The 17379-nt window shown below is 57.7% G+C and carries 12 protein-coding genes; 5 read left to right on the top strand and 7 right to left on the bottom strand.

Going from position 1 to position 17379, the window contains the following annotated elements; all coding sequences use genetic code 11:
- Positions 1-590 precede the first annotated feature (590 nt).
- A complete protein-coding gene (locus E8E78_RS09655) occupies positions 591-1043 on the bottom strand; it encodes a hypothetical protein (protein ID WP_280312116.1) in 453 nt (150 codons plus the stop codon).
- Between the two features lies 1 nt (position 1044).
- Positions 1045-4113 (bottom strand): ATP-binding protein, encoded by a 3069-nt coding sequence (locus E8E78_RS09650; protein WP_280312115.1) that lies wholly within the window; start codon positions 4111-4113, stop codon positions 1045-1047.
- A 381-nt stretch (positions 4114-4494) separates the two neighbouring features.
- Here E8E78_RS09650 and E8E78_RS09645 point away from each other — a divergent pair, with 381 nt between their 5' ends.
- Positions 4495-4689 carry a hypothetical protein gene (locus E8E78_RS09645; RefSeq protein ID WP_280312112.1) on the top strand — a complete coding sequence of 65 codons (195 nt, stop codon included), beginning with the start codon at positions 4495-4497 and terminating at the stop codon, positions 4687-4689.
- Positions 4690-4838: 149 nt separating this feature from the next.
- Here E8E78_RS09645 and E8E78_RS09640 read toward each other — a convergent pair whose 3' ends face one another.
- A complete protein-coding gene (locus E8E78_RS09640) occupies positions 4839-7796 on the bottom strand; it encodes a membrane-targeted effector domain-containing toxin (protein WP_280312110.1) in 2958 nt (985 codons plus the stop codon).
- 199 nt (positions 7797-7995) lie between these two features.
- Here E8E78_RS09640 and E8E78_RS09635 point away from each other — a divergent pair, with 199 nt between their 5' ends.
- Entirely contained in the window at positions 7996-9378 is a 1383-nt protein-coding gene (locus E8E78_RS09635; protein ID WP_016501264.1) for a multicopper oxidase family protein, read from the top strand.
- Positions 9378-9857 carry a tRNA adenosine(34) deaminase TadA gene (gene tadA, locus E8E78_RS09630; RefSeq protein ID WP_049274860.1) on the top strand — a complete coding sequence of 160 codons (480 nt, stop codon included), beginning with the start codon at positions 9378-9380 and terminating at the stop codon, positions 9855-9857. Before E8E78_RS09635 ends, tadA begins: the two co-directional genes overlap by 1 nt.
- Positions 9858-10002: 145 nt before the next feature.
- Here the strand turns inward: tadA and mltF are convergent, their stop codons facing one another.
- A complete protein-coding gene (gene mltF / locus E8E78_RS09625) occupies positions 10003-11460 on the bottom strand; it encodes a membrane-bound lytic murein transglycosylase MltF (protein ID WP_016485112.1) in 1458 nt (485 codons plus the stop codon).
- Positions 11461-11762: 302 nt separating this feature from the next.
- Here mltF and purL point away from each other — a divergent pair, with 302 nt between their 5' ends.
- Both purL and E8E78_RS09615 read left to right on the top strand, forming a co-directional pair.
- Positions 11763-15659, top strand: coding sequence for a phosphoribosylformylglycinamidine synthase (purL, locus tag E8E78_RS09620; protein ID WP_049274861.1), 3897 nt, complete (start codon positions 11763-11765; stop codon positions 15657-15659).
- A gap of 3 nt (positions 15660-15662) precedes the next feature.
- Complete coding sequence (locus E8E78_RS09615) at positions 15663-15974, top strand: NGG1p interacting factor NIF3 (RefSeq protein ID WP_174369779.1); 312 nt, start codon at positions 15663-15665, stop codon at positions 15972-15974.
- Positions 15975-16077: 103 nt separating this feature from the next.
- Here the strand turns inward: E8E78_RS09615 and tatC are convergent, their stop codons facing one another.
- From tatC to tatA, 3 genes are read right to left on the bottom strand one after another with little or no spacing between them, the layout of a single operon-like run.
- Positions 16078-16839, bottom strand: a complete 762-nt coding sequence (tatC, locus tag E8E78_RS09610) for a twin-arginine translocase subunit TatC (RefSeq protein ID WP_280312106.1) — start codon at positions 16837-16839, stop codon at positions 16078-16080.
- On the bottom strand, positions 16836-17126 hold the full coding sequence (tatB, locus tag E8E78_RS09605; RefSeq protein ID WP_049276340.1) for a Sec-independent protein translocase protein TatB: 291 nt from the start codon (positions 17124-17126) through the stop codon (positions 16836-16838). Before tatB ends, tatC begins: the two co-directional genes overlap by 4 nt.
- Positions 17126-17359 carry a twin-arginine translocase TatA/TatE family subunit gene (tatA, locus tag E8E78_RS09600; RefSeq protein WP_016501257.1) on the bottom strand — a complete coding sequence of 78 codons (234 nt, stop codon included), beginning with the start codon at positions 17357-17359 and terminating at the stop codon, positions 17126-17128. Before tatA ends, tatB begins: the two co-directional genes overlap by 1 nt.
- Between the last annotated feature and the right edge of the window lie 20 nt (positions 17360-17379).

The raw sequence follows: 17379 nt of genomic DNA, 5'->3' as shown, positions 1-17379 counted from the left end.
TTGAATTGCACTCGGCTGGACGGCAAGATGTGTGTTGTGGGTCCACAGGCTACGCCTCTTCCCCCCCCCAACACCGCCCCTTACTCACCTGCGGTTCGACGGTATCTTGCTCTGCGAGGCCCACCGTCGCTGACGCGTCTAAGAGCTGAAAAGCAATGTTAGGAGCACAAGCCATGACAGAGGGCACCAAAAGGAAGGCCCCTACTCGAAGGCGCGGAAAGCCGATAGTGGTATGGGGGACTGACGAGGAAAAGGCGACCATCACAGACTATGCCGAGGAAGCGGGGATGTCTCGCTCGGGTTTGGGGTTAAGACTACAATACGGTTGATCATTGTATGAACACCATGGCCGGGCTAGCCAAAGTCAAGGGCGACCTCTGGCGGGTTTTGAAAATTCTGAAACCTTGTTTGGCAGAGAAGCGGGGCCAGGGTACAAGTCCCTATGAACATGAAGCGATGATAAAAGAATCCGTAAGTTACAAAGTGAAGTCCGCACTATTATGTCGCACCTAGTGAGCGGGTTGGCGAAATCGATACTCGACTTTCATAGTGGACCCCGGAAGGCTAATCTCCTTCCGGGGAGGGGCGTTTTAAGTTAACATTGGTTGTAAGTGGTAGGCGTACGTGTATAGCCAAGCGGCAAGCACTATTACGACTATCAGGATCAAATATGTCTCATACCATCGGAGTATAGATTTCAATTTGATTTCTGAACGACGAGTCCCACTTACTTTGTACTCGATGTCTGATTCATCTGCTCTGTACTTCAGCCACGCCACAATGCCCCCCGCGATGAGGGTAATGACAAGGATTGCAAGGGCTATCAGCATCGCAAGTATACAGTTCGTAAATAGCTTTGCTAGCACGATGTCAATGGTTTTTTGCTTCCATAGGCTTATTACATTGTATTGCCCGATTCCTAGGGCAAGTAACACTGTTTGGTAAATTGCCGCAATTTTGAATGTGGCTTCATTTAGATGCTGCTTTCGTTGGAGAATGTACTTGTAGCGCTCTAGTAGGAAGTCATTTTGGTTGTAACTCATATCAGTTATCCTCCAGTCCGCTGCGTCGTCGCCAGGCAAACGGGTTAAAGCTTTTGTATTTGCTTAGCTGTATAGCTTCAACCAGTTCAGGAATGTGTATGTATTCCTCTGTGAATTCGAGGTTGTTGTTCATTATTAATCTTTCGAGCGTGTCGGCGGTTATGTTTTCCTTGGTGGCGCCATAACCCCTTAATAGCTCTAGGATGAACAGGTAGCTTAATACTCTTTTGTCGCTGTCGATTTTTTTCTCTTGCCAAATACTTTTGAGGAGAATGGAAATTTTATCGTTCGGATGGAGAAAGACATGTTTGTCTGCGTATACATCGCTGTATTCGTCAAGATTTTCTACTTCAATTTCGCCTATTGCGAACGATGACGGCCGGGCATCAATTCCTCTGCGTTCTCTGTGAATATTGGTAAGCGAATAAAATCTTCGGTCGTTTGCGGTAACCTGATTAAGAAGTTCCCGGCTGGTTAACCATCTAGGCTCTGTACCGATCTTGTCCCACCTTATAGTCAGACGTCTGGCATGCTCATTAGCATGGAGAAGAACTGGTTCGAAATTCTTGCGAATTCTTTTTTCTAAGTATGGGATGTTGCCAAAGTTGCAAAATAGCGCCCCGTCTGGTAATTCGGTTTGTCCGTCTTGAAGGGTTTTCAAAATCATCGATGCACTGATGTCATTTGATGCTTCCCGTACAAAGAACTCGACAGATGAGTTTAAAGATGACCTAGTCGTCCAGAAGCTGTTTAACTCGCACAGTCGTTTGAATGATATTTTTGTGCGCAACCCCTTTTCTTCATTGAGAATAAAAGGAATTTTATCAAGTTCTTCATCTAGAAGGTTTTGGCGTACAGGGTCAGATTCTTCTGAAATTAAAGGTGCTGCAATGTAGGGAGCCTGTTCAACTGCGCGCGAAAGCGAATATTCTTTGGTTTGGGAAAGTCTTGTTATTTCGTTATCGATGTGCCTGGAGTAAAGATTGTAGATGCTCTTCAGCGAATCTCGATATTCTGGCGTGTCTTCGATTGCTGAACGCGCAACGTTGGTTTTGGGTGCACTTTTACCAACAATATTTGCAATTGCGAAAATTCCAGGACTTCGAAAACCCGGGCTATTGAACTCCACGCCAACACCTTCGATGCAGGTTCCTACGAATGACCGATTCTCTTCTGGGTCAAGTCGACTATGCCTGTCCTTTAATATAAAGTTCCAGTCTTTGTAAAGTTCGTCCATGAAAACAGCATATGCCAATGTGACGCCTTCTTCGCTAACCTCTCGCACCTCTATTCGTTCAGGATGACGGAAGAGGTTGTGGGTACTGATTTGATGCTCTATTGCTTCTTTGGGTGAATCGTAACCAACTAGGACTTCATCCTCGTTGTCTATTTTTACCGAGACAGTACAGCGCGGGAATACTAGCCAAGTTTTAGCAATCTCAAGTACGTCACCTATCTTGGCTGTTGGTCTAAGGGTTAGTCTAACTTTTGAACCGTGGGGATACACCCCGATTTGATCTCTCGCAGAAGTTTTGTCTAGAAGTTTAATAAGATATTTGCCGTGTACGGACCGAAGCGATATCTGCCTAGCTTCATTCTCTTCAGTGCTGCAGGTAGTAATCTCCACTTGGTCAGCCACCATGAATGCGGAGAGCACGCCAATTCCGAATCGGCTGATGGAGGAGAACTCTGGGTGCTCTTCTCGGAACTTAGCGTCTTGGTATCTTGATGATCCGACTTTAAGCAAGTGGGCCTCAATCACCTCTTGCGTCATTCCTGTCCCGTTATCTCGAACTTCCAGTGTGCGTTCTTGTGAATTCCACAGGATCTCAATTTTCCCGAAACTGGTCGAGGATTGCTTTAGTATATCGGCTTGTAGTCGAACGGCATCCAAAGCATTCTGAGTCAGTTCTCTTACAACTACGTCGCTATCGTTGTATAGCGTGTGCCCAGTCAAAAGGTCGAGGATTTTTTGCTGATCAAGCTTGAAGCCGAAGGCTTTAGTGAGGAACCCTTCGGCTTCAATTCCGGATTCATCAATGTGCTTCCATGGGAAAGTTGGAGGGTCTGCTAGTAGCTTGGCACTTTGTTTGAGCGCTTCTTGACAGGCTTGAAGTTGAGATTTTGCATACGCGATATAACTTGTTAGGCCAAAGAAGCCATCGGATATCTCGAATCGCGCATGAATCTCAATCGTGTCTGATACTGCATTCTTGGAGGCATTTCCGTCTCTGTCTACGCCTGGGGCTGCCCTGACTGTTCTTACCGCCCCCTGTTTCTGCCATTCAATTTGACTTATTGGGTCTTGAGGGTTGATAACCTTAAACAGAATGGATGGTGCGCGTCCTTGAGTGATTTGAAAGAGGTCAACGGTGCGCAGTATGATGGCTATATATTGTAGGTTTGCCGTCTCGCCTGCCGTATTGCCATAAGGCATAGAGACTTTGTATTTGTGTGTATCAGCTATATCATCTATAGTATGGCTTTCGCAAAGCAACGCTAAGTCACGACGGATAACGATGTCGAGCTTTCCTACAAGATCCTGAATAGCATCTTTGATCTCTGCTGAAAATTCGTCGCTCCGATCTTTCCCCAGGATCCACTCTTTTACTCGTGTGCCGTGAGTGAGTCTCACGAATTCTTGATAATTTACGCGTTCGCGCATTTCAGGTGAAAGAGTTTCTAATTTTGCATTGTAATCCTGGTTTTGTAGATTTTCAGATTGCTCTCTTATATATTGTTGGTACGCAGTATTCTTGCTGCGGTTGTTGAATTCATTTTGACTGATGAGAAGGCCGAGATCGTGAAAATATATGCTTAGAGTTAGCAGGAGGTAATCGGCGGGCTGCAGCTTTTCTTTGGCTTGGTCTGGTATTATCCATTCTGCCATTCTGAGCATTGATTCCACATGTTCGAAGTTGTGGTTTGTATACTCATTAAAGAATCCATACCGCTGAACTTCGCCAAGTAACAATCTTACTTGTGATCTTATGTCGTAAAGGTTGATTGGGAATGCGGCTAGCTTGGTTGCAGTGTCTGCTCTTTGCTCGATTCTCGTTAATTCTGTCACTTGCGGGGTCCTTCCATGTTTTATGCTGGATTAGTTTGGTTTTAGTTTTTTTATCAGGTTGGGTTTAGCAACTATCGCATTACTCGAGTGTAAAATCAATGGCTTCAGCCTATGGAAGGCTTGAACTAGGTGGTTCAAAGTGGCTCTTTATTTGACTTATTTGGTGGTTCAGGCATTTTGATTGGTTTTTGCGTGCGTTTGTTTCGATGGTTTTATATAAAGTTGATGTAAGTGTTCAGTTGATGTTCAGGGTTGTGCCTTGATGTGATCAAGAACTTAGTCAGTTAAGGTTTGTGTCGATTTTGTTACATGTATATTGTACGTTTTAGGTGTATTTTATCGTGAGCTAGCACTGCTGCGTATTTTTTAGGAGCAAGCACAATGAAAGACCGATCAGGGAGTGGGGTGATGATTGATTATTTCAAACGCTATCCAGAATATGCAATGTTACTTTTCTATGAGGTTTTGGTCGACGGTGATGCTCGCGAAATCGCAATTATCAGTAAGCGGTTAGCTGCTGCGGGGCTTATTCCGGTTGAACAGCTCAGTTCAAAGTCGACCCAGGATAACCAGTAATCATGGTTTTTTTCATGGCATTAGGGTTGTGCTGTTGAGGAGATGCTAGTAATGAATGGGCTTTGCAGCTCTATTGATAATAGAGTGGGAATAAGTTGAGCCACAAGGGCGCCGCAAGGCGCCCTTGTCGTATCTGTGCCTTGCCTGGCTCAAGGAGCGATGTGTCGCATGCCGCGTAATCTCAGCCGGGCATGAAGCTCGGCAAGGTTTTGAACGCGACGTTCATGAATGGCCGGCCAGTCGGGGCGCTCCACGTAGTAAAACCGCCCATCGCGCTTGATCAGCGTGCGTCGCAAGGTCGAATCCCGGCTGCGGTTGATCAGGTATTCCTGGCCATTGGTACGTTCGATCGCGTAATCGCCAGGCCTTACCAGCAGGCTTTCAAAATCCGCTGATGGCGGGCGGGTGGTCAACACTCCGGCGCGTAGCCGCAGGTCGCTTTGCACATGCCTTAACGCGCCATCGTCGTCCAGGGCATCCGCACCAGGGTCTGTGCTGTAAGCATCAGGTTCGCCGATCGGGCGATCTTCGACACGAAGGCCTAGCGCGCCTTCTGTTTCAGCCAGGCCGGTGACGCCATGGAAGGTGTTGGCGTGTGTACTCCCGACCAGCGCAATCCATTTTCCCGAGCCGCGCGCTGCCTGGTCTGCCTCGATAATCAAGTGTGCATGGAAGTTCATCATGCGCTGGCGTGCCACATCGGAAACGGGTGTCGCCCACGCCTGGCGGTAACTGGCCATGCAGTCGATGGGCTGTATGCGTACGCCGTTTTTCTGTGCGCTGACCAGTACCTGCCGAAAGGTGTAGCGGCCTTCGGCGTCGGTGCGGTGGCCGACATCCTGGCCTTCTACATAGCGATCCAGCTCCTGCGGCATCACGCCTGTGCGGTTGAAGGTATCGATGTCTGCTTGCTGAAAGTCGGTGGTGAAGTGCTCCATGTACAGCGTGTTTACCTTCAGCTTGCGTAGCAGGCGCATGTTGTCGATCAGCAATCGCTTGCTGCCAAGGCCACTGTGCGCTTCGCCAATCACCAAGCCGTTGGTGTTCTGGTACAGGGTTTTGAAAACGGTTTTGGATGAAGCGTTTGCGGGGATTTCGGGTATCTGTGGACGTGGCGGTGTTTGCACTGTGGCCATGAACGCATCGGCATCGGCCGCCAACTGATCACGCAGCTGGCGGAAGCGGGCTATGGCGGCCTGTCGATCCGGGGCGTCGAGGAACGCTCGCGCACCTGTAATCTCATCATCGGAAACATCCGTCAGTGAGGCGCGCAAGTCAGCTGGTATTTCGTAAGGGGTGCCGGGCAAGGGCGGCACGCTTGCGCTTGCTGACGGCCGACCCCAGATTTTCAGGCTCGAAAGCATGCCCCCGTTGAGGCCAAGGCGTTCTACCGGGCGCCACTGGCCTGCAGCATCCAGGCGGATCGGCAAGCTTTTGTAAAAAGAGAAAGGGTTATCAGGGGCTACGACGGTCCAGGATTGCAGTTCGGGTACAAAACGCACTTGGTACGGCATGTCGTCGATCAGTGCGTAAAACTGCCCATCCTGCATATGGATACCTTCAAGAAACCCTGTGCCAGGTCTGCTGCCAAGTACTACATTCGTCTCGAATGGGCGCAGTGCGTCCCAACTGCCGGTTGGCCGGAAGGGCTGGGGTACCCAGGTTTCAATTGCGTCTGCCACCTCTGAGGCACTTTCCTCCTCGGGCTCCCCGCTGTGTTCTTGCGCTGATTCTTCCGCCGGTGCCGGGGCTAACCCTTCCTCGGTCGCAGCGCCGGCTTGCGCCGCATCTGCGAAATCAGTAAGGGGCTTGCCGGGTGCACTGAGTAGAAAGGTCGCATTGAACAGTGTCTCGATGGCGGCGAAAATCGCGCCGGTAATACCTGCCTTGCGTTCACGGGTCGTGTGCCCGTGAATCGCCTGGTAGATGTTCAAACCCATTTCAGCAATGCCAGCCCCCACCAGCGCCAAAGCTACCGGCCAACTCACTGCTGCCATAGGGCCGAACACCTGCAGGCCCGCCTTCAAGTAGCCGATCCACAATTGTCTGCGCAGGTCTGCGTTGGAGCGCAAAGAGAAATGCGCATCATCGATCATCCGCTGGCGAGCTTTGTTGCGCAGCCAGTCGAAACCGTCCTCTTCAATTGCCAGGTCGAGGGTGTTGAGACCGCTGTAATCATGGTTGCCCCAGCCATGAAAGAGCAGATCGATCAGGTTGTTCAGCCCGACTTTGCCGTCAGCTTCTTCGCGGTCGTCGAGGGAAAAATGTGCCAGGAAACGGGTTCGGTTTTCGACATAGGTGCAGTGAGAGAGTACCCACCAGAACAGTGCCTGGTTATTCGGGAAATAATGCAGACAGTCGACATCACCCGGCATGTAAATCAGCTGGCTGCCGTTGGCCAATTGCAGGCGAAGGATGTCCGTCGCCACATATCCGCCAATGTCGAGCGCGCAGACCCGCGTAGCGCCACCCGGTAATAACCTTTGTTGCAGGGCCTCCAGCGACGGCGGCCAGGTTGTTTTGCCCACCAGGGCGTCAGCGATATCCTGCGCGTGACGCGCTAGCGCTGATGAGGGCTCTTGTGCGCAAACTTCCAGTAATTTGCTCATGAAGTTGGCTTTGGCCAACGTGCGGAAGTTCTCTGAATGCTCGGCCCAGAAAGACGTCATCCGCGTTTTGAATGCCGTGGCAAAATCAATGCTCCAGAAATAATCCAGAACGTCCCTGGCTTCGAGTCGAACTTCATTACGCTCGTCATACGCGTCTTTGCCTGGCCCATCGCTGTAGAAACCAGCGAGATAACTGAGCACGTCAGCGTTGTCCTGGGCCTGGGCATCGAAGCGGTGCATCACCAGTTGTGGCAGGGTCAGGGATTCATACGGCTGATCCAGGTGTTGCCAACCGTTGAAGGTTCGAGGGCTGCTGACGGCGGTGTGAAAACGGTGCAGGTAGACATTGTCGGGCTCCAGCGCTTTCAGATCATGGCGCGCGAGGAGTTGTTGCGCAACTTCACGCGCCAGCTCGCGCATGTCAGGGCAGTCTTCAGTGAGGTGTGCGGCGAGGGTCATCAGCATTTGCTGGTCGCCAGGGAGGGTGTCGGTAAGCATCACGGTGGTCCGGTTGAAGTGAAAGGGTGCCAGCTTCGAACGGCCGTGAGCCAGGGCGGTGGTGCTTATTGCTTGTCAGGTTGCTTTGGGATGCCGGGTTTTCACTTAATATTTCCCATTTGCAGGTGTATCGTATTCGCCCTTCATCGCCAGCCACTGCTGGCAGCTTGATTGAGCAGAACACGAGGTACCCGCACCGATGTCCTTCACCCGTCGACAAATGCTCAAGGGCCTGACCGGCCTGGTTGTGGTTGGCCTGGGCGCCGGTGGCGCGGCGCGTTACTGGCTGGGCAAGGTCGAAGATGACAATGCCGGGCATGATTACGAGCTGATCGCCGCGCCGCTGGATGTCGAGTTGGTGCCAGGCTTCAAGACCGAGGCCTGGGCGTTCGGGCCGTCGGCACCGGGCACCGAGCTGCGCGTGCGCCAAGGCACCTGGTTGCGGGTGCGCTTCATCAACCACCTTCCGGTGGAGACCACAATTCACTGGCACGGCATTCGCCTGCCGCTGGAAATGGACGGCGTGCCTTATGTGTCGCAATTGCCGGTCAAGCCGGGCGAGTACTTCGACTACAAGTTCCGCGTGCCGGATGCTGGCAGCTACTGGTATCACCCGCATGTCAGTAGCTCCGAAGAGCTCGGCCGCGGCCTGGTCGGCCCGCTGATCGTCGAGGAGCGTGAGCCCACCGGGTTCCAGCATGAGCGCACGTTGAGCCTGAAAAACTGGCATGTGGACGAGCAGGGAGCCTGGCTGCCTTTCAGCATCCCTCGCGAGGCGGCGCGCAATGGCACCGCAGGACGCTTGATCACCATCAATGGTCAGGCCGGCTCGGTCACCGAGCTGCCGGCTGGCCAAGTGGTGCGGGTGCGCCTGCTGAACCTCGACAACACCTGGACGTACCGCCTGAACCTCAAGGGCAACTGCGAGGCGAAAATCTATGCCCTCGACGGCAATCCGGTGACCCCGCGACCGCTGGAGGACGAGTACTGGCTCGGCCCCGGCATGCGCATTTGCCTCGCCATCCGTATTCCCCAGGCCGGCGAGGAGATCTCCCTGCGCGATGGTTTCGTGCGTCTGGGTACCCTGCGTTCGGTGGCCAGCAATGACGCGCCGAGTGACTGGCCGCCAGCGCTGCCGGCCAACCCGATCGCCGAGCCGGACCTGGAGAATGCCGAAAAGCTCAACTTCAATTTCGAGTGGGCGGCCGGCGTCTCGGTCACCCCAGACCCGGACAAGCCGTCGAGTATGTGGCAGATCAACGGACAGGCCTGGGATATCACCGACAAGACCTGCGCCGACCGCCCCATCGCCACGTTGAAAAAGGGCAAGAGCTACATCTTCGAGCTGAAGAACATGACCCAGTACCAGCACCCGATCCACCTGCATGGCATGAGCTTCAAGGTGATCGGCTCCAACCGTCACGACATCAAGGAGCCGTGGTTCACCGACACCTACCTGCTGGGCAAGAACGAGCGCGCACAGGTGGCACTGGTGGCGGATAACCCGGGCACCTGGATGTTCCATTGCCACGTCATCGACCACATGGAAACCGGCCTGATGGCCGCGATTGCGGTGGTCTGATGCGCCCGCAGATCATCGATCGCAGCCACGATCAGGAATTCATGCGCCTGGCCCTGGCCCTGGCCGCCGAAGGTGCGGCGCTGGGCGAGGTGCCCGTGGGGGCGGTGCTGGTGCAGCATGGGCAGGTGATCGGCCAGGGCTTTAACCGGCCGATCATCGACAGCGACCCCAGTGCGCATGCCGAGATGGTGGCCATCCGTGCTGCAGCGAAATCGGCCAGCAATTACCGCCTGCCCGGCAGCACCCTGTACGTGACCCTGGAACCGTGCAGCATGTGCGCGGGGCTGATCGTGCATTCGCGGGTGATGCGCGTGGTATTTGGCGCGCTGGAGCCCAAGGCAGGCATTGTGCAGAGCCAGGGGCAATTCTTCGGCCAAGGGTTCCTCAACCATCGGGTGATGGTGGAGGGCGGGGTGCTGGCGCAGGAGTGTGGGCAGATCCTCAGCGATTTCTTCAAGGCCCGCCGGGCCAAGACCTAGCGCTCCAGAGAGGCGCGGTTCCTGTAGGAGCAGCCTTGTGCTGCGAAGAGGCCCGCATGGCAATAGATTCTTTGTGGCTATACCGGCCTCTTCGCAGCGCAAGGCTGCTCCTACAGGAAATCTGTTGGCCTGAGGGCAATGGTGCCTACATCGGCGGCGACTGTTCCGCCGGCTTGGTCTTGTTGACCCCGGGCACATGCAGGTTGCCTTCGGCCACCTGGCCTTCGAGCTGCGGCTGGGTCACCCAGGTGAGGATGTCGTAGTAACGACGGATGTTGGCCACGAAGTGCACCGGCTCGCCGCCACGGGCATAACCGTATTTGGTCTGGCGATACCACTGCTTCTGCGACAGGCGCGGCAGCATCTTCTTCACGTCCAGCCACTTGTTCGGGTTGAGCTTCTCGCGCTTGGCCAGAGTACGGGCGTCTTCCAGGTGGCCACTGCCGACGTTATAGGCAGCCAGGGCGAACCAGGTGCGGTCCGGCTCCTGGATACTGTCGTCCAGCTCGGCCTTGATCTTCATGAAATACTTGGCACCACCCTGGATGCTCTGTTTCGGGTCCAGCCGGTTGGACACACCCATGGCCTGGGCGGTGCGCTGGGTCAGCATCATCAGGCCGCGAACACCGGTCTTGGAGGTGACCTCCGGCTGCCACATCGATTCCTGATAGCCGATGGCGGCCAGCAGACGCCAGTCCACCTGCTCGACCTTGGCGTAGCTCTTGAAGTGCTTTTCGTACTTGGGCAGGCGCTGTTGCAGGTGCTGGGCGAAGGTGTAGGCACCCACATAACCCAATACGTCGACATGGCCGTAATAGCGGTCTTTCAGGCGTTGCAGGGTGCCGTTCTTCTGCGCCTTGTCGAGAAATTCGTTGATTTCGTTGAGCAGGCTGTTGTCTTCGCCCGCTGCCACTGCCCAGCGTTGGTCGCGGGTGTCGCCCACGTCGAAGGCCACGCGCACGTTGGGGAAGTACACCTGGTTCATCGCCAGCTCGTTGGAGTCGACCAGGGTCAGGTCGATCTGCCCTTCGTCGACCATGCGCAGCAGGTCGACCACCTCCACGGCATCCGACTCTTCATATTCCAGGCCGGGGTTCTGTTTTTTCAGCTCGGCCAGCAGGTCGGCATGGCTGCTGCCTTTGAGCACCATGATTTTCTTGCCGACCAGGCCCTTGGCATTGGTTGGGCGCGGGCGGCCGTTGCGGTAGATGACCTGCGGGGTCACTTCCAGGTACGGGTGCGAGAATTTCGCCTGGGCCGTGCGCCGCTCGCTGCTGACCAGGCCGGCGGCTGCCAGCACCGGGCCGGAGGGTTTGCCGAGGTCGTCGAACAGCTCATCGAGGTTGTCGGCAGTCTCGATCTCCAGCTTCACCCCGAGATCGTCGGCGAAATGCTTGACCAGCTCGTACTCGAAACCGGTTTCGCCGTTGCGATCCTGAAAGTAGGTGGCCGGGCTGTTGCGGGTGATCACGCGCAGCACGCCATCCTCCTTCACGCGCTCGAGGGTGCTGGGTTTTTCAACGCAGGCACCGAGCAGCAGAAAGAGTCCGGTTGCGAGAAGCCATTTGGCGCAACGCTGGCGCAAAGCAGTGTGGGCGAACATAGGTTGCAGTATACGCAAAGGACCGGTTCAACCATATCTCGACAACGGTTAGCTTGTCTGGTAGCGCTTGATGTGCTCTGTAGCTTGACTTTAGAGGTTCACCGTCCGGGAGATCGAGCGCCGCGCAGGCGGCGCTCGATCTCCCAATCGCTGAAGAACCCAAGGCGAACCCCTCGGAAATCTGACCCGAAAGTCCGGTTACGCCGCCCGGCAGCCGTGGCGTAGAGCGGGTGCCGAAAGCCATCGAATTAGGCTAGAATGCACGGCCTCTAAGCACACCCCTTCCTGAGGCTGTCCCGACGATGTTGATCCTGCGCGGCGCTCCTGCCCTTTCTGCCTTTCGCCACGGTAAATTACTCGAGCAACTGAGCCAGAAAGTCCCCGCTGTTACTGGTTTGTATGCCGAATTCGCCCACTTCGCCGATGTCGATGGCGAGCTGACCGCCGACCAGCAGCAGGTGCTGGGCCGTCTGCTCAAGTACGGCCCGAGCGTGCCGGTACAGGAGCCGACCGGCCGCCTGTTCCTGGTCGTGCCGCGGTTGGGCACCATTTCGCCGTGGGCCAGCAAGGCCAGCGACATCGCCCACAACTGCGGCCTGCAGTCGATCCAGCGCCTGGAGCGCGGCATCGCCTACTACGTTGCCGGCACCCTGAGCGACGCTGACGCCACCTTGGTTGCCGCCGAACTGCATGACCGCATGACCCAGCGTGTGCTGGCCCAGTTGGAGCAGGCATCCGACCTGTTCAGCCACGCCCAGCCCAAGCCGATGACCTCGGTGGACATCCTGGGCGGCGGCCGTGAGGCCCTGGCCCAGGCCAACATCGACCTGGGCCTGGCCCTGGCCGAAGACGAGATCGATTACCTGGTCGCGGCCTTCCAGAACCTTGCTCGCAACCCGAACGACATCGAACTGATGATGTTCGCCCAGGCCAACTCCGAGCACTGCCGCCACAAGATCTTCAACGCCAGTTGGGACATCGACGGCCAGGCTCAGGAAAAAAGCCTGTTCGGCATGATCAAGAACACCTACCAGATGCACAGCGAAGGCGTGCTGTCTGCGTACAAGGACAACGCCTCGGTGATCGTCGGCAATGTTGCCGGCCGCTTCTTCCCGAACCCTGAAACCCGCCAGTACGGCGCGGTGCAGGAGCCGGTGCACATCCTGATGAAGGTCGAAACGCACAACCACCCGACCGCCATCGCCCCGTTCTCGGGCGCTTCCACCGGCTCTGGCGGCGAAATCCGTGACGAAGGTGCTACCGGCCGTGGCGCCAAGCCCAAGGCTGGCCTGACCGGCTTTACCGTTTCCAACCTGCGTATCCCGGGCTTTGAACAGCCGTGGGAACAGGCTTACGGCAAGCCAGAGCGTATCGTTGACGCCCTCGATATCATGATCGAAGGCCCGCTGGGCGGTGCTGCGTTCAACAACGAATTCGGTCGCCCGGCCCTGACCGGTTACTTCCGTACCTTCGAGCAGTCGATCAATACCCCGCACGGCGAGGAAGTGCGCGGCTACCACAAGCCGATCATGCTGGCCGGTGGCATGGGCAACATCCGTGAAGACCACGTGCAGAAGGGCGAGATCACCGTCGGCGCCAAGCTGATCGTGCTCGGCGGCCCGGCCATGCTGATCGGCCTGGGCGGCGGCGCCGCTTCGTCGGTGGCGACCGGTGCCAGCTCGGCTGACCTGGACTTCGCTTCGGTACAGCGCGAAAACCCTGAAATGGAGCGCCGTTGCCAGGAGGTCATCGACCGCTGCTGGCAGCTGGGCGACAACAACCCGATCGCCTTCATCCACGACGTCGGCGCGGGCGGTATCTCCAATGCCTTCCCGGAACTGGTCAACGACGGTGGCCGTGGTGGCCGCTTCGAGTTGCGTAACGTGCCCAATGACGAGCCGGGCATGGCCCCGCACGAAATCTGGAGCAACGAATCGCAAGAGCGTTACGTGCTGGCTGTCAGCGCGGTCGACTTCGAGCGTTTCCAGGCCATCTGCGAGCGTGAGCGTTGCCCGTTTGCCGTGGTCGGCGAAGCGACTGAAGAGCCGCACCTGACCGTAAGCGACAGCCACTTCGGCAACACGCCTGTGGACATGCCGCTGGACGTGCTGCTGGGCAAACCGCCGCGCATGCACCGTTCGGTTACCCGCGAAGCCGAGCTGGGCGATGACTTCGACCCGAGCGAGCTGGACCTGGACAACGCCGTCCAGCGCGTGTTGAACCATCCGGCGGTGGCCAGCAAGAGCTTCCTGATCACCATCGGCGACCGCACCATCACCGGCCTGGTTGCCCGCGACCAGATGGTCGGCCCTTGGCAGGTACCGGTCGCCGACTGCGCCGTCACCGCCACCAGCTTCGACGTCTACACCGGTGAAGCCATGGCCATGGGCGAGCGCACCCCGCTGGCGCTGCTGGATGCCCCGGCGTCCGGCCGCATGGCCATCGGTGAAACCCTGACCAACCTGGCGGCCTCGCGCATCGACAAGCTGTCCGACATCAAACTGTCGGCCAACTGGATGTCCGCTGCCGGCCACCCGGGTGAAGATGCCCGCCTGTACGACACCGTCAAGGCTGTCGGCATGGAGCTGTGCCCGGAGCTGGGCATTACCATTCCGGTCGGCAAAGACTCGATGTCGATGAAGACCAAGTGGAGCGATGAGGGCGGCGAGAAGAGCGTCACCTCGCCAATGTCGCTGATCATCACCGGCTTTGCCCCGGTCACCGACATCCGCAAGACCCTGACCCCTGAGCTGCGCATGGACAAGGGCGAAACTGACCTGATCCTGATCGACTTGGGCCGTGGCAAAAACCGCATGGGCGCCTCGATCCTGGCCCAGACCTACGGCAAGATCGCTGCCCAGGCACCGGACGTCGACGACGCCGAAGACCTCAAGGCCTTCTTCGCCGTGATCCAGGGCCTGAACGCCGACGGCCACCTGCTGGCCTACCACGACCGTTCCGACGGCGGCCTGGTCACCACCGTGCTGGAAATGGCCTTCGCCGGCCACTGCGGCCTCGACCTGCAACTCGACCCACTGACCGACAACCGCAAGGACGTGCCGGCCATTCTTTTCAACGAAGAGCTGGGTGCGGTCATCCAGGTTCGCCAGGATGCCACCCCGGACGTACTGGCACAGTTCAGCGCCGCTGGCCTGGCTGAGTGCGTCGCGGTGATCGGCAAGCCGGTCAACAACGCCGAAGTGTCCATCAGCCTGAACGGCGAAGTGCTGTTCGACGACGACCGTCGCATGCTGCAGCGCCAGTGGGCCGAGACCAGCTACCAGATCCAGCGCCTGCGCGACAACGCTGACTGTGCCGACCAGGAATTTGACCTGCTGCTCGAGGAAGACAACCCGGGCCTGTCGGTCAAGCTGGGCTTCGACGTCAACGACGACATCGCCGCGCCGTACATCAAGAAGGGCGTGCGCCCGCAAGTGGCCATCCTGCGTGAGCAGGGCGTCAACGGCCAGGTCGAGATGGCAGCCGCCTTCGACCGCGCCGGTTTCGCCGCCATCGACGTGCACATGAGCGACATCCTCGCGGGCCGAGTCGACTTCGAGGCCTTCAAGGGCCTGGTCGCCTGCGGTGGCTTCTCCTACGGTGACGTGCTGGGTGCCGGTGAAGGCTGGGCCAAGTCGGCGCTGTTCAACGCCCGTGCCCGTGACGCCTTCCAGGCCTTCTTCGAGCGTACCGACAGCTTCGCCCTGGGCGTGTGCAACGGTTGCCAGATGATGTCCAACCTGCACGAGCTGATCCCGGGCACCGAGTACTGGCCGCACTTCGTGCGTAACCGCTCGGAGCAGTTCGAGGCACGCGTGGCCATGGTCGAGGTGCAGAAGTCCAACTCGATCTTCCTGCAGGGCATGGCCGGTTCGCGCATGCCAATTGCCATCGCCCACGGTGAAGGCCATGCCGAGTTCGCCAACGAAGCGGCACTGCTGGAAGCCGACCTGTCCGGTTGCGTGGCCCTGCGCTACGTCGACAACCACGGCAAGGTCACCGAAGCCTACCCGGCCAACCCGAACGGCTCGCCGCGTGGTATCACCGGCCTGACCAGCCGCGACGGCCGTGTGACCATCATGATGCCGCACCCGGAGCGTGTGTTCCGCGCCGTGCAGAACTCCTGGCGCCCGGATGAGTGGCAGGAAGATGCCGCGCTGATGCGTATGTTCCGCAACGCGCGGGTGTGGGTGAACTAAGGCGTGTACAAGCTCGCCTTCTTCGTCCCCGCCAGCCACGTCGAGGTGGTCAAGGCCGCTGTGTTCGCTGCGGGTGGCGGGCGCATCGGTGACTATGACCACTGTGCCTGGCAAACTTTGGGCCAGGGCCAGTTCCGCCCGTTGGACGGCAGCCAGCCGTACCTCGGGCACACCGGCCAGGTCGAGGTGGTGGAGGAGTGGAAGGTGGAGCTGGTGGTGGCTGACGACCTGATTGCCCAGGTCGTCGCAGCGCTCAGGCAAAGCCACCCGTACGAGACGCCAGCCTATGAGGTCTGGCGGCTCGCCGAGTTCTAGACCGCATCACGGCTGTTCGCGGGCACGCCCGCTCCCACAGGGATCGCACAACCCTCGACTATTGTGCGATCCCTGTGGGAGCGGGCGTGCCCGCGAACAGGCCCTACAGTTCAGCCACAATCTCCTTGCCTGGCTCAGGCCGTTTCAACCCGGCACAAGCCAGCAACCCCACCTCGAACAGCACCCACATCGGCACCGCCAACATCGTCTGCGAAAACACATCCGGCGGCGTCAGGATCATCCCCACCACAAAGCACCCGACGATCACGTAGGGCCTGCTGCGCCTCAGTGTGGCTACATCTGCCAACCCCACCCAGACCACGATGAACGTCGCCACCGGGATCTCGAACGCCAGCCCGAACGCCAGGAACAGCGCCAGGATGAAGTCCAGGTACTGGCTGATATCGGTCATCATCGCCACGCCGTCCGGCGTTACGCTGGCAAAAAAGCCGAACATCATCGGGAACACCAGAAAGAACGCGAACGCCATGCCGGCATAGAACAACACGATGCTCGACACCAGCAGCGGCAAGGCAATGCGCCGCTCTCGGCGGTACAGCCCCGGCGCCAGAAAACCCCAGGCCTGGTGCAGCAGTAGCGGCATGGCCACGAACAGTGCGCACATTGCGGTCAGCTTGAAGGGTGTCAGGAACGGCGAGGTGACGCTGGTGGCGATCATGCTCGCGCCTTCCGGCAAAAAGCGCCGCAGCGGCTCGGATATGAGCGTGTACAGCGTCTGGGCGAAAGGGAACAGGCCGGCGAACACCACTGCTACCAGCGCCAGGCAACGCACCAGGCGTTTGCGCAGGTCGCGCAGGTGTTCGGTCAGCGGCAAGCCGGCCGCCGGGTCCATCGCAATACTCATGAGGCGTTTTCCTTGGGCAGCGTGACGGTGGCCGCGTCATTGGCCGGCTCCGTGTTCAGGCTGATGCCTTGGCGGATCTCCTGTTCCAGGCGCTGCAAGGGTGCGCTGTCGAGGTTGGGCAACTCGATCTCGCGCTCTACCTGCGTGCGCAAGGCATGCATGGCCCGGCGCGCCTGGCCCAGGCCGCGGCCAAGGGTGCGCGCTGCCACCGGCAGGCGCTCCGGGCCCAACACCAGCAGCGCGACGACGCCAACCAGCAGCAGCTCGCTGAAGCCTACCTCGAACATCAGGCCTGACGGTCCGCTTGAGGCTGCTGCGTGGCCTGGCCGGTCAGTGGGGCCTGTTGCTGAACCTGCGCCTGGCCAGGTGCGTTGGCGTCAGCGTCGCCGCCCATGGACTTGCGAAAACCCTGGATCGCCTCGCCCACATCGCTACCAAGGCCCTTGAGGCGCTTGGTACCAAACAGCAGAAATACGATCAGCAGTACGATCACCAGTTGCCAGATTCCAATGCCACCCATTGCGACCACTCCTGTAAGGT

Source organism: Pseudomonas sp. BN505 (assembly GCF_029873175.1).
In the GTDB taxonomy this organism is placed as follows: Bacteria; Pseudomonadota; Gammaproteobacteria; order Pseudomonadales; family Pseudomonadaceae; genus Aquipseudomonas; species Aquipseudomonas putida.
This window is presented reverse-complemented; position numbering and strand designations above follow the sequence as displayed.

Bases quoted from the DNA above. Each gene is read 5' to 3' on its own strand.
- E8E78_RS09655 (WP_280312116.1), bottom strand. From the start codon at position 1,043: ATGAGTTACAACCAAAATGACTTCCTACTAGAGCGCTACAAGTACATT.
- E8E78_RS09645 (WP_280312112.1), top strand. From the start codon at position 4,495: ATGAAAGACCGATCAGGGAGTGGGGTGATGATTGATTATTTCAAACGC.
- E8E78_RS09640 (WP_280312110.1), bottom strand. From the start codon at position 7,796: ATGCTTACCGACACCCTCCCTGGCGACCAGCAAATGCTGATGACCCTC.
- E8E78_RS09635 (WP_016501264.1), top strand. From the start codon at position 7,996: ATGTCCTTCACCCGTCGACAAATGCTCAAGGGCCTGACCGGCCTGGTT.
- tadA (WP_049274860.1), top strand. From the start codon at position 9,378: ATGCGCCCGCAGATCATCGATCGCAGCCACGATCAGGAATTCATGCGC.
- mltF (WP_016485112.1), bottom strand. From the start codon at position 11,460: ATGTTCGCCCACACTGCTTTGCGCCAGCGTTGCGCCAAATGGCTTCTC.
- purL (WP_049274861.1), top strand. From the start codon at position 11,763: ATGTTGATCCTGCGCGGCGCTCCTGCCCTTTCTGCCTTTCGCCACGGT.
- tatC (WP_280312106.1), bottom strand. From the start codon at position 16,839: ATGAGTATTGCGATGGACCCGGCGGCCGGCTTGCCGCTGACCGAACAC.
- tatB (WP_049276340.1), bottom strand. From the start codon at position 17,126: ATGTTCGAGGTAGGCTTCAGCGAGCTGCTGCTGGTTGGCGTCGTCGCG.
- tatA (WP_016501257.1), bottom strand. From the start codon at position 17,359: ATGGGTGGCATTGGAATCTGGCAACTGGTGATCGTACTGCTGATCGTA.